The 12,048-nt window shown below is 67.9% G+C and carries 12 protein-coding genes; 3 read left to right on the forward strand and 9 right to left on the reverse strand.

Features of this window, described 5'->3' with window-relative positions; translation table 11 throughout:
• Positions 1-30: 30 nt before the first annotated feature.
• The gene (gene bamJ / locus NC595_RS15840) at positions 31-741 is read right to left on the reverse strand and encodes a BamJ family beta-barrel-assembly machinery protein (RefSeq protein WP_253568054.1); all 711 of its coding nucleotides are present in this window, start codon (positions 739-741) and stop codon (positions 31-33) included.
• 157 nt (positions 742-898) lie between these two features.
• On the opposite strand from bamJ, the gene NC595_RS15845 reads away from it, so the two are divergent.
• Positions 899-1,681 (forward strand): enoyl-CoA hydratase/isomerase family protein, encoded by a 783-nt coding sequence (locus tag NC595_RS15845; protein ID WP_253568056.1) that lies wholly within the window; start codon positions 899-901, stop codon positions 1,679-1,681.
• A gap of 111 nt (positions 1,682-1,792) precedes the next feature.
• Here NC595_RS15845 and NC595_RS15850 read toward each other — a convergent pair whose 3' ends face one another.
• From NC595_RS15850 to NC595_RS15870, 5 genes are all read right to left on the reverse strand, one after another.
• Positions 1,793-2,737 carry a DUF1684 domain-containing protein gene (locus NC595_RS15850; protein ID WP_253568353.1) on the reverse strand — a complete coding sequence of 315 codons (945 nt, stop codon included), beginning with the start codon at positions 2,735-2,737 and terminating at the stop codon, positions 1,793-1,795.
• A gap of 70 nt (positions 2,738-2,807) precedes the next feature.
• The gene (gene mutL / locus NC595_RS15855) at positions 2,808-4,631 is read right to left on the reverse strand and encodes a DNA mismatch repair endonuclease MutL (protein WP_253568058.1); all 1,824 of its coding nucleotides are present in this window, start codon (positions 4,629-4,631) and stop codon (positions 2,808-2,810) included.
• Between the two features lie 47 nt (positions 4,632-4,678).
• Positions 4,679-6,139 carry an N-acetylmuramoyl-L-alanine amidase gene (locus NC595_RS15860; protein WP_253568060.1) on the reverse strand — a complete coding sequence of 487 codons (1,461 nt, stop codon included), beginning with the start codon at positions 6,137-6,139 and terminating at the stop codon, positions 4,679-4,681.
• A gap of 177 nt (positions 6,140-6,316) precedes the next feature.
• Positions 6,317-6,808 (reverse strand): tRNA (adenosine(37)-N6)-threonylcarbamoyltransferase complex ATPase subunit type 1 TsaE, encoded by a 492-nt coding sequence (tsaE, locus tag NC595_RS15865; RefSeq protein WP_253568062.1) that lies wholly within the window; start codon positions 6,806-6,808, stop codon positions 6,317-6,319.
• Complete coding sequence (locus tag NC595_RS15870) at positions 6,801-8,288, reverse strand: NAD(P)H-hydrate dehydratase (protein WP_253568064.1); 1,488 nt, start codon at positions 8,286-8,288, stop codon at positions 6,801-6,803. Before NC595_RS15870 ends, tsaE begins: the two co-directional genes overlap by 8 nt.
• Before the next feature lie 49 nt (positions 8,289-8,337).
• On the opposite strand from NC595_RS15870, the gene queG reads away from it, so the two are divergent.
• Positions 8,338-9,411: a tRNA epoxyqueuosine(34) reductase QueG gene (queG, locus tag NC595_RS15875; RefSeq protein ID WP_253568066.1), complete on the forward strand. Its 1,074-nt coding sequence runs from the start codon at positions 8,338-8,340 to the stop codon at positions 9,409-9,411.
• Positions 9,412-9,414: 3 nt separating this feature from the next.
• Complete coding sequence (locus tag NC595_RS15880; protein WP_253568068.1) at positions 9,415-9,810, forward strand: nuclear transport factor 2 family protein; 396 nt, start codon at positions 9,415-9,417, stop codon at positions 9,808-9,810.
• A gap of 16 nt (positions 9,811-9,826) precedes the next feature.
• On the opposite strand, the gene panD is transcribed toward NC595_RS15880, so the two are convergent.
• The 3 genes from panD to panB all read right to left on the reverse strand — a co-directional run bounded on the left by panD (position 9,827) and on the right by panB (position 12,003).
• Entirely contained in the window at positions 9,827-10,213 is a 387-nt protein-coding gene (gene panD / locus NC595_RS15885; protein ID WP_253568070.1) for an aspartate 1-decarboxylase, read from the reverse strand.
• 87 nt (positions 10,214-10,300) lie between these two features.
• The gene (gene panC, locus NC595_RS15890) at positions 10,301-11,161 is read right to left on the reverse strand and encodes a pantoate--beta-alanine ligase (RefSeq protein ID WP_253568072.1); all 861 of its coding nucleotides are present in this window, start codon (positions 11,159-11,161) and stop codon (positions 10,301-10,303) included.
• 11 nt (positions 11,162-11,172) lie between these two features.
• A complete protein-coding gene (panB, locus tag NC595_RS15895) occupies positions 11,173-12,003 on the reverse strand; it encodes a 3-methyl-2-oxobutanoate hydroxymethyltransferase (RefSeq protein ID WP_253568074.1) in 831 nt (276 codons plus the stop codon).
• Positions 12,004-12,048 lie beyond the last annotated feature (45 nt).

Raw genomic sequence — 12,048 nt, forward strand, 5'->3', positions numbered from 1 at the left:
CCAATGATAGCGCCTGCGACGCCCCGCAGATCAGGGAGAATCGACGCTCAGCAACTGGATGTCGAAAACCAGCGCCTCGTTCGGGCCGATCCTGGGCAATGCGCCACGTTCGCCGTAGGCCAGGCGTGGCGGAATCACCACTTTCCAGCGATCACCAACGTGCATGCGCGGTATCACGTCACGCCAACCAGGGATCACGCTCTTGACCGTGAACGAGGCCGGCTGGCCGTGGGCCCAGGTGCTGTCGAACTCGGTGCCGTCGATCAGCATGCCGCGATAGTTGACCGTGACCTTGCTGTCCACCGTGGGACTGGCGCCGCCGTCGCCCTTGGAGATCACCGCGTACTGCACGCCCGAGGGCAACTGCACCACCCCTGGCTGGGCCCGGTTGTGCGCCATGAACTGCTCGCTCTTGCGTTCGTTGGCTTCGGCGATGCGTTTGAACTCGGCCACGGCGTTGGCGTGCATCTGCTCATCGAGCGCCCGCAGCTGGGAACGCATCTCCGCCGTCGGGACGGACGGCTGGCGCTTGGCGTAGGCGTCGGCAATAGCACGCTGCAACGTCGGCAGGTCGACTGCCGGCTGGCCATCGGCGAACTGGCTGCCGATCTGGTAACCGATCGCATAGGACAGCTTGGACTTGTCGATCGCGGGCACGGGCGCGGGGGACTTGGGAGCCTGCTGCGCATGCACCGCACCAATCAGCCCGAATCCTGCCAACAGTCCTGCCCACTTGCCCATGCCATCCTCCGGATCGTGACGCCAGTCCCGCATGCTACTGCCCGACGTCGGCCCCGTGCAGGGCCTCGGCGATTGACTGGCCCCGCATGAGATTCCGGGGGGCGTCAAAGGTTCCCGCTGCTACCATCGGCGCTTTTCCTTCAAGCAGGTTCAAGCCATGGCCTACCGCAACATCGAAGTCGCCGATCGCGGCGCCGTCCGCACCATCACCGTGGCTCGTCCGGACAAGCTCAACGCATTGAACCGTGAGACCCTCAACGAGCTCACCCTGGCCTTCACCCAGTCCGCGCAGGAGGATTCCGTGCGCGTGGTGGTACTGGCGGGCAGCGGGGAGAAGGCCTTCGTGGCGGGTGCCGACATCGCCGAAATGAACGGCTACACGCCGGTGCAGGCGCAGGGCTTCTCGCGCACCGGCCAGCGACTGATGAGCCTGATCGAACGCCTCGGCAAGCCGGTGATCGCACGCATCCAGGGTTTCGCGCTCGGCGGCGGCATGGAACTGGCGATGGCCTGCCACCTGCGGATCGCCAGCGAGAAGGCGAAGTTCGGCCAGCCGGAGATCAACCTCGGCCTGATCCCTGGCTTCGGCGGCACCCAGCGCCTGTTGCGCCTGGCCGGCCGCAGCGCGACTCTGGAACTGTGCCTGACCGGCGCGCCGATTTCCGCGCAGCGCGCCTACGAACTGGGGGTGGTGAACCGGGTGGTCGCACCGGAAGCGCTGGACGAGGCGGTCACCGCGCTGGCCGACCAGCTCGCCGCGGCCGCACCGCTGGCGGCGGCCGGCATTCTCGATGCGGTACTGCAGGGCGGCGAGGCAGGGCTGGACCAGGGCCTTGAATTCGAGACCCAGGGCTTTGCCCTGGTGTTCTCCACCGAGGACATGCGCGAGGGCACCGGAGCGTTCCTCGACAAGCGCAGGCCTGAGTTCAAGGGCCGCTGAGTGCCTCGCGCTCCCCTGTAGATACCGCTCGCGGGCGATGCTTTTCGCATTGCTGCGGCATCAGAGCCAGGAGCATCGCCCGCAAGCGGGCTCCTCACGGGGACGCAGGCCTCAGTGGTGACCGCCGGCGTATTTCTTCTCGCCGGCGGTCACTGCGATGTCCAGCCGGTTTTCCGGCGGTGCCAGCGGGCAGGTTGCGAACGGCGTGAACGCGCACGGCGGGTTGTAGGCGCGGTTGAAATCCAGCACCACCGCGCCCGGCTTGTCCAGGCCGCCCGCCGGCAGCGCGGCATAGAGGAAGCGTGCCGCGCCGTAGGTCTCCTTGCCCGAGGTGCGATCGGCCATCACGAAGAACAGCTCGCCGCCGGGTTCTTCCTGGTAGGGAAGCAGCTCGAAGGTCCTGCCCTCACGATGGAACACTGCCTTGCCCGGCACCTCGACCTTGTCGATGGTGCCGATCGCGGTGCCGATCTCCAGCGTGTGCACGGGATGGAACGGCACCCAGTCGGCCACGATCCGCCATGACGGGTTGATCGGGAAATAGTCGATCCCGAGGAAATGCGTGCGGGTTTCAGCCTGCGGGTCCTTCACGCGCAGGCCCTTGCGCCCTTCGCGGTCGATCACGTAGAAGCTGGCGCTGCCGAAGTGCACCGTGGTGGGGCCGGCCTCGCCCGCATGCACGTCGTCGACCAGCACCGCACCGGACGCCGGCTTGCCGTCGATGACGGCTCCGCTGCCGGGTGTCGCGGTGAAGCGCACCGTGCCATCCGCCGTGAGGGTCGCCACGCCAAGATGATCCGGCCCTGCCTTCAGCACGATGTCGTTATCGGCAGCCGCGCCGACCCGATTGGCGCCCTCGTGCAGCCATTCTAGCCCGATCAGGCTGAGCCAGCCGTCCGGCGCGGTGAGTCGCTTGATGCGATCGGCGCGCCACTGCTCGACCTGCATCACCACCTGCGTGGCAGAGGGCTGGTGGGAGGCGGAAGGTTCGGTGGCGTGCACGGCGGAAACTCCGAGGACAAGGGCGAGGGCGAGGGCAAGCGGAAGACGTCGCATCATCGGGCGGTCGACCTGGGTGGGGAAGCCACGAGTATGGCTAGCCCGCACGGATGGGGGCAATCCGGCGTCAGCGTCCCCGCAGGAACAGCTTGTCCAGCTCGCCTAGTCCGAGCTGGGTCCAGGTGGGACGCCCATGGTTGCACTGGCCGGAGCGCTCGGTCGCTTCCATCTCGCGCAGCAAGGCGTTCATCTCGGGAATCGTCAGCCGACGGCCCGCGCGAACCGAGCCGTGGCAGGCCATGGTGGAGAGCAGCTCGTTTTCCAGCTCCTGCAGACGCCGCGAACTGCCATGCAGGGCCAGTTCGGCGAGCACGTCGCGGGTCAGCTGTTCCACGTCGGCGCCTTCGAGCAGCGCCGGGATCCGGCGCACCACGACCGAGGACGGACCGCTGCGCGAAAGCTCCAGCCCCCAGGCCGCCAAGGCCTCTCCGTGCTCTTCGGCGGCGGCGGCCTCCTTCGCGCTGATCGCGAGATTGAGCGGCACCAGCATGACCTGCGAGCGCAGGTGATTGCCTTCCCGGGCCGCCTTGAGCTTCTCGTAGGTGATCCGCTCGTGCGCGGCGTGCATGTCCACCAGCACCAGGCCGTGCTCGTTCTCGGCCAGCACGTAGCTCCCTTTCAGCTGCGCCAGCGCGTAACCCAGGGGCGGCGCACGCTCCGGATCAGAGTCGGCCATCGCCGGCAACGGCATGGGCACCGGTCGATCCAGCGGCATCGGGCTCCCCTCGCCCAGCAGGGCGGCGTAACCGGCCAGGGGCTCGTCGCGCACGCCGAGGCTCAACCGGCTCTGGCTGGCCTGGCTCGGCCAGCTGCCCAAGCCGGACGAAGCCGGCGCGCGGAATGGCATCGGCGCAGCCGCGGGCTGGTCCGCCGCCTCGGCCGCCTGCCCCGCCCGCGTCTGCGCCAGCGCCTCATGCAGGCTGCGGAACAGGAAATCATGGACCAGCCGCTGCTCGCGGAAGCGCACCTCGTGCTTGGCTGGATGCACGTTCACGTCGACACCGGCGGGATCCAGCTCCAGGTACAGCACGAAAGCCGGATGGCGACCATGGAACAGCACGTCCGCATACGCCTGCCGCACCGCGTGGGCCACAACGCGATCGCGTACCAGCCGACCGTTGACGTAGAAGAACTGCGAATCGGCCTGCCCGCGCGACGCGGTGGGAAGACCGACCCAGCCCGACAGTCGCATGCCGGCAGCCGCATGATCCAGATGCAGACTCTGCGCGGGAAAGTTCTCGCCCAGCACGTCGGCGACCCGCACCAGCATCGCCTGCTCGTCGCGCGCGGCCTTCCAAACGCGGACCGGCTTGCCGTTGTGGCTGAGGCGGAACTCCACACCGCTGCGGGCCAGCGCCAGCGACTTCATCAGATCGTCGATGTGCGCGAACTCGGTGCGTTCGGCGCGCATGAATTTCCGGCGCGCCGGCACGTTGTAGAACAGGTCGCGCACCTCGACGCTGGTGCCGGGCGGATGCTGCGCGGGACGCGCCGCCTGCAGCCGGCCGCCATCGACCTCGACGCGGAACGCGGCATCGGCGTCACGCTGGCGCGAGGTCAGCGCAAAGCGCGCCACCGAAGACACCGAGGCCAGCGCCTCGCCACGGAACCCCATGCTGGCGACATGTTCGAGATCGTCGAAGCTGCCGATCTTGCTGGTAGCGTGCGAGGCGACCGCGAGCGGCAACTCGTCCGGCGCGATGCCCACGCCATCGTCGCGCACGCGGATCAGCCGCGCCCCGCCCTGCTCGATGTCCACCTCGACGCGTGACGCGCCCGCATCGAGGCTGTTCTCGACCAGCTCCTTGACGACCGATGACGGACGCTCGATCACCTCGCCGGCGGCGATCTGGTTGATCAGTTCGGGGGGAAGTACGCGGATCACAGGCATCCGCGTAGCTTACGCGAGGGGTCCGGAAGCGAGAAGGCGCCGGAAGCTCAGCTCGCCGGAATCGTCAGCACCGAGCCGGCACGCAGCGTGTCGCCACTGCCGCTGATGCGGTTGGCGCTCTTCAACGCGCCGACGCTGACGCCGTACTGCCTGGCGATGCTTCCCAGGCTCTCGCCGCGGGCGACCTTGTGCATGTCCTGTACCGAGTCGTCCGCGCGCTTGCCCACCGGCGCATCGGTTGCTTGCGCCGAAGCCAGCAGGGTGCCATTGCGGCGTGCCGCCTGCGCAGCGAACCAGGTGCCGGGTGGCGGCGTGGTCTCGAAATAGTTGCGCACGCCACCCATCACCGCTTCGGCCAATTCGGTCTGGTGCTCGGGATCGCGCAACTTGCGCTCCTCGGACGGATTGCTGATGAACGCCGTCTCGACCAGGATCGAGGGTACGTCCGGCGAGCGGAGCACCACGAAGTTGGCGCGCTCCACGTAGCCGCGGTGGGTAGGCCCGAGCTTGCCCAGCGCCTTGAGCACGTTGCCGGCGATGGACTCGCTGGCCTGCACCGCCCAGCCCTGCTGCATGTCCAGCAGCACCGAGGCGAGGCTGTCGTCCTCGGAGGCCAGCGACACGCCACCGATCAGGTCGGAGCTGTTCTCGCGATCGGCCAGCCAGCGCGCCGCCACGGTGCTCTTGCCGCGGGAGGACAGCACCCACACGGAAGAGCCCTTGGCGTCGCCGTTCCTGAAGGCGTCGGCGTGGATCGAGACGAACAGGTCGGCGTTCTTCTCGCGCGCGATCTCGTAACGGCGCTTGAGCGGGATGAAGTAGTCGCCGTCCCTCGTCAGCACCGCCTGCATGCCGGGCTGCTTGTCGATCAGCGCCGCCAGCTTGCGCGCCACCGCGAGCGTCACGTTTTTTTCCAGGGTGCCATGCGGACCGTGCGCGCCAGGATCGACGCCGCCATGGCCGGCGTCCACCGCCACGACGACCTTGCGTTCGCCGCCCATCTGCTCGGCCACCTGGCGCAGCGTCAGCACTTCGCGTTTGTCCGCCTTGGTGACCGTGGCCACAGCTACCCGCGTCGCGGGTGCGGAAGCCTTTGCATCGGGGGCCTTGGCAACGCTCTTCGGATAAAGGTCCAGAACCAGGCGATAGCCGTAACCGCCACCCGGCTTCAGCATGAAACTCTTGGGCGTGGTGCCGGCCGAGACATCCGCCAAAAGCTCCAGCTTGCCGCCACGACGATGCGCCGTGACGCCCTTGAACAGCCCCTGGGCCGCGGGCTTTTCGAAGGCCGACGCGAGGCGGTCATTGCCGAGATCGACCCGGACCTGATCGCCGCGGGGCGTGATGCCGTAACGGACCGGGCCGCTGAGATCGAACACCACCCGGGTGTACTCGGGTCCGGCCCAGACCCGTGCACCGCGGATTTCCGCTGCGCGGACGGGCGATGACAGACCGGCAGCCGCAGCCACCAGCGCGCACAAGCCGAACCTGAACAAGGATGCCCTCATGGGCTTGGATTCAATCGCAGCCTACGTGCGATTGCAAGCACTTTTCCTTTGGATATCCGCAACCTGCACCGCATTTGTCAGGATGTGTCCAGAATACCGCGGCAACCCACGCTTTTTCTGGCGGATATCCGAAACCAGAGGAACAGGCGAATCCCTTGGAAAAACACAAGCTTAGCGTCAGCCGTGCGTCTGCGCCGGCGCCTCGACGCCGGGATCCAGGCGTTCCAGCAGTCGCTCGCCGCGGGCAGTATGTGCGCTCAACCGGGCGTGGCGCCCGGTTCCGGCATAGGCCAGCGCAAGCTCGACATCGGGAGACGGAATCGCGCCCCGCCCATGCTGTGGCCACTCGATCAGCACCACCGCATCCGGCTCACCCAGCGCGTCCACCCCGAGCCACTGCAATTCGTCCGGGTCGGCAATGCGATAGAGATCCAGGTGCCAGGCCTGGCCGCGTTCGAGCGGATAATTTTCGACCAGGCTGTAGGTCGGGCTCTTGATCCGCCCGGTCACCCCCAGCGCCTGCAGCAATGCGCGCGCAAAACTGCTCTTGCCAGCGCCCAGTTCACCGCTGAGATGAAACACCGCTCCACGCTCCATAGCCGCCCCTACGCGCGCAGCCAGCCGTTGCGTGGCCGCCTCGTCGGGCAGCACGAAGGTGCGCTCAAGCATGAGCAGCCAGTCCGTTGGAGAGCCGTCGCAGGGGCGCCATCAGGTCACCGGCGACCATCCCTCGTTCGCCCTCCAGCGCGGCAGCATCCCCGGCGCGCGCGTGCAGACCCACCCCCAGACACGCGGCTTCCCACGCCGTCGCACCCTGTGCGAGCAGCGCGCCAATCACCCCGGTCAGCACGTCGCCCATCCCTCCCGCGCCCATCCCCGGGTTCCCCCAGGGACAGACCGCCAACCGCCCGTCCGGATGCGCGACGAGACTGCCGGCCCCCTTGAGGACCACCACCGCACCGAAACGACCGGCCAGTTCGCGTGTCGCGGCGAAACGATCCGACTGCACGGTGGCGACATCCGTTCCCAACAGACGCGCGGCCTCGCCGGGATGCGGAGTCAGCACGGCTGCACGGTCGAAGCGACGTGGTTCGCGGGCGAGCAGGTTCAGTCCGTCGGCGTCGAGCACCAGCGGCCGGCCGGAGTCGAGCGAGGTGAGCCACAGCGCATGCCCCCAGGCAGCCTGACCAAGCCCCGGACCGACCGCCAGCACGTCGGCGCGCTCGAGCAGCGGCTCCAGCGCCTGCGGTCCGCTCACTCCGTGCGCCATAAGCTCCGGGCGTCCGGCGTTGAGTGCCGGCACGTGTCCGATCTGCGTGGCCACGCTGACCAGCCCTGCGCCGGCGCGCAAGGCAGCCTCACCGCACAGCCGGATCGCTCCGGCCATGCCCTGCTCGCCGCCGACGACAAGCAGGTGGCCGCTATCGCCCTTGTGCGCACTGCGATGACGCGGCGGCAGCGCATCGGGACGCAGCAACAGAGCCGCGGGCGGCTGGCTTTCCCACAGGGCATCCGGCAGTTGCAGCGTATCCAGCTCCAGCTTGCCGACCACGTCAGGACCGACGCCGGTGTAAAGGCCGCGCTTGGCGGCGATGAAGCAGACCGTCGTCGTCGCCCGGACCGCCGAGCCGGGGCAGACGCCGAGATCGGCATCGAGGCCCGAAGGAACATCCAGCGCCAGCACCGGCCGACCGCTGCTGTTGATGCGCTCGATAAGCTCGGCCACCGGCAAGTCGGGTGCCCGGTTCAGCCCACTGCCATAGAGCGCATCCACATGGACGTCGACCTCGGGCCATGCGGCCATGTCTTCGAGCAGATGTACGCGTCCACCGGCGAATTCGAAGGCGGTGCGGGCCCTAAGCGCATCGCCGGCGGCCTTGCCGGACGCGGCAACCAGCTCGACCAGCATGCCCGCCTCGCGGGCCAGCACACCCAGCAGATAGCCATCGCCGCCGTTGTTGCCCGGCCCACACCAGATCGCCACCCGACGCGCCTGCGGCCAGCGCCGACGAAGGCAGGCCAGCGCCGCGGCTGCGGCCCGGCGCATCAGTTCGAAGCCGGGGATGCCGAGCACCTCGATCGCATGCCGATCGAGGGCGCGCACCTGGTCGACGGTGTAGAGCGCGTGACGGGGGTCCGGTGCATTCATCGGCGGATTATAGGCAGGCCGCGGGACCGCGGCGATTTAGACTAGCCACATGCAAAGCCCGGCTCCCGCCATCGACTACGCCCTGCTGGCCCACTCGATCAAACGATGGGCGCGCGACCTCGGCTTTGCCGACGCTGGCATCAGCGGCGTGGACCTGGCCAAGGACGAGACCCATCTGCAGCGCTGGCTGGCCGACGGCCACCACGGAGAGATGGACTACATGGCCCGCCACGGCGCCAAGCGGAGTCGACCGGACGAGTTGGAGCCGGGAACGCAGCGGGTGATCTCGGTGCGCATGGACTACGCACCTCCGGACATTGACCGCGCCTGGTCGGTGATCGAGGACGGCGAACTCGGCTACATCTCGCGCTACACGCTCGGACGCGATTACCACAAGCTGCTGCGCCAGCGGCTGCAGCGACTGGCCGACCGCATCCGCGCGGAGATCGGCGATTTCGGCTACCGCGCCTACGTCGACTCTGCACCGGTGCTGGAAAAGGCACTGGCACGCAATGCCGGCCTGGGCTGGATCGGCAAGCACACCGTGCTGATCCATCGCCGTGCCGGTTCGTATTTCTTTCTCGGCGAGCTCTACACCGATCTTCCGTTACCGGTCGACACGCCGGCCAGCGAGCACTGCGGCAGCTGTCGGCGCTGCCTGGACATCTGCCCGACCCAGGCGATCGTCGCGCCCTACCGACTCGACGCACGACGCTGTATCTCCTACTTGACCATTGAGCTGAAAGGCAGCATCCCGGAGGAGCTCCGCGCCCCGATCGGCAATCGCATTTTCGGCTGCGACGACTGCCAGCTGGTATGCCCCTGGAACAAGTTCGCGCAGGCGACGACCGAACCGGATTTCGCGCCAAGGCATCGGCTCGATGGCAGCAAGCTGGTCGAACTGTTCGCCTGGAGCGAGGAGGAATTCCTGCAGCGGACCGAAGGTATGGCGATCCGCCGCACCGGCTACGAGGGCTGGCTGCGCAATATCGCGGTAGCCTTGGGCAACGCACCGCGGTCCGACGCGGCGCGGGCCGCACTGCTGGCGCGCGCAGACCATCCATCGGACCTGGTGCGCGAACACGTGGCCTGGGCGCTGGTCCGGCAGGACGAAACGAGGTAACCGATGAGCGACACGATGAAGACCATGCCGCGGCTGGAAGACGTGCTGGCCGAGCTGCGCGAACGCGAGCCGATCTTCCATCGGCCCGAGTCGGGCGCCGGACCGGCCGATGGCGAGCAGATCACCGAGGAGATGTTCTGGGAGATCGGCGCATCGGGACAACGCTACAGTCGGGCCGAGGTGCTGGACGTGCTGAGCCAGCGCGTCGCGCATCCGCCGAAGGAGCATTGGCGCACGGAGGCATTCGAATGCCATCCGCTATCGCCGAGCCTCTACCTGCTGACCTATGTGCTGTGGCAGGAGGAGCGCGGCAGCCGTCGCACGACGCTATGGCGCCGCACGGTCGATGGCTGGAAGGCGGTGTTCCATCAGGGCACGCTGCTGACGCCGCGTGCGTGAACCGCGGGTCGTCGCCTCAGGCGGCGGCCATCTGGGTCGGGATCGAGCGGTTGGTATGCGAGATCGCGTTCTTCGCATCCACGTAGACCAGCATCGGCTGGTGCGCCTCGGCCTCGGCCTCGGACAACTGGCTGAACGCGGCGATGATGATCAGGTCGCCCGGCTGCGCGCGATGCGCGGCGCTGCCGTTCACCGAAATGATGCCCGAGCCGGCCTCCGCCTTCAGTGCGTAGGTGACGAACCGCTTGCCGTTGTTGATGTTCCAGGCGTGGATCTGCTCGTACTCGCGGATGCCCGACGCTTCGAGCAGCAGGCTGTCGATCGCGATCGAACCTTCGTAATGGAGCTCGGCATGGGTCACCGTCGCGCGGTGGATCTTGGCCTTGAGCATGTTCAGTTGCATGGCATCACTTTCCAGCAGGTACGGCCTGCGTAGCTCTCAATTATCGAGTCGCCGGCCGTGCACTGCAACACGACCAGTCGGAATCGTTCACGTGGGGGCGGTTCCGTCGAACAGCAAGTTGTCGATCAGGCGGGTGCTCCCCAGCCGCGCTGCGACCAGGCCGACGAGGCCGGCGCGCTCGCCCGCCTCCGGCTCGGCCAGATCGTCCACGCGGCGGATGGCGACGTAGTCGGGAACGAAACCGGCACGCTCGAGCTGCCCGGCCGCTGCCTGCTCCAGCACCTTCGGCGCATGTCCCTTGCCAAGCATGTCGCGCATCTGCACCAGCACCTGGTGGATCCGCGGCGCCAGCGCACGCTCGGCCTCGCTCAGGTACTGGTTGCGCGAACTCAGCGCCAGGCCGTCCGCGGCGCGCTGGGTGGGTGCGGCGATCACCTTTACCGGCAGCGCCAGGTCGCGCACCATGCGCTCGATCACTTTCAGCTGCTGGAAATCCTTCTGGCCGAACACGGCCAGATCCGGCTGCACCAGGTTGAACAGCTTGCACACGATGGTGGCCACGCCATCGAAATGACCGGGGCGATGCGCGCCTTCCAGCGTCTCGGTGATCTGCGGCACGCTGAGCCGCACCGTGTGCTCCGCACCGTAGGGATACATGGTCGCCACGTCCGGCGCGAACAGCAGGTCGCAGTCATGTTCGGCCAGTCCGGCCTGGTCCTGCACCAGCGTTCGCGGATAGCGGGAGAAATCCTCGCTCGGGCCGAATTGCGTGGGGTTCACGAACACGCTGGCGACGACGCGGTCGGCGCGCGCCCGAGCCAGCCGCACCAGCGAGAAGTGCCCGGCGTGGAGATTGCCCATGGTGGGCACGAAGCCCACGGTCTGGCCGGCGGCACGCCAGCCGCGTACGACAGCACGCAGCGCGCCGGCATCATGCACGGTTTGCATCGAAGTGGCCTTTAGTTGAAGCAGTGCTCGGGAGCGGGAAAGGCGCCGCTGCGCACCTCGTCGACGAACGCCGAGATCGCGGCAGACACCGAATCGCGTCCCTGCAGGAAGTCCTTGCTGAACTTCGGTCGCTTGCCGGGCGTGACGCCCAGCAGATCGTGCAGCACCAGTACCTGGCCATCGCAGTGGGGGCCTGCACCGATACCGATGGTTGGAATCGACACCGCAGCGGTAATGCGTTCGGCGAGCGCCACCGGCATCCCCTCGAGCACCAGCAGTTCGGCACCGGCAGCCTCGACCGCGCGCGCCTCATCCAGTACCCGCGCGGCGGCAGCCTCCTCGCGCCCCTGGATACGGAAGCCGCCGAACTTATGCACCGATTGCGGAGTAAGGCCCAGGTGCGCACAGACCGGAATCGCGCGGACCGACAGCGCGTTGATCGCCTCCAGCACGTGCGGGGCCCCGCCCTCGATCTTCACCATCGCGGCGTTGCCTTCGCCCACGAGCCGGGCGCCCGCCTCCAGCGCATGTGCCGTATCGCGGTCGCTCATGAACGGCAGGTCGGCCACCAGCAGCGTGGCACGCAGCCCGCGGGATACCGCCGCGGTGTGGTAGACCATCTGGTCGAGCGTCACCGGCAGGGTGCTGGCATGGCCCTGAACCACCATGCCGAGGGAGTCTCCGACCAGGGCGACGTCGACGCCGGCCATCTCCAGCTGGTGCGCGAAGCTGGCGTCATAGGCGGTGAGCATGACGATGCGGCGACCCTCGGTCTTCATCGCGCGCAGGGACGGGACGGTCACCGGCTTACGGTCCGAGGCACTGGCGTTTTGCACGTACACGGAGTGTTTCCTGTTCGAACGGCCGTCCGGATCGATACCGGAACC

The sequence above is a fragment of the Dyella lutea genome, from assembly GCF_024158035.1.
GTDB lineage: Bacteria > Pseudomonadota > Gammaproteobacteria > Xanthomonadales > Rhodanobacteraceae > Dyella_A > Dyella_A lutea.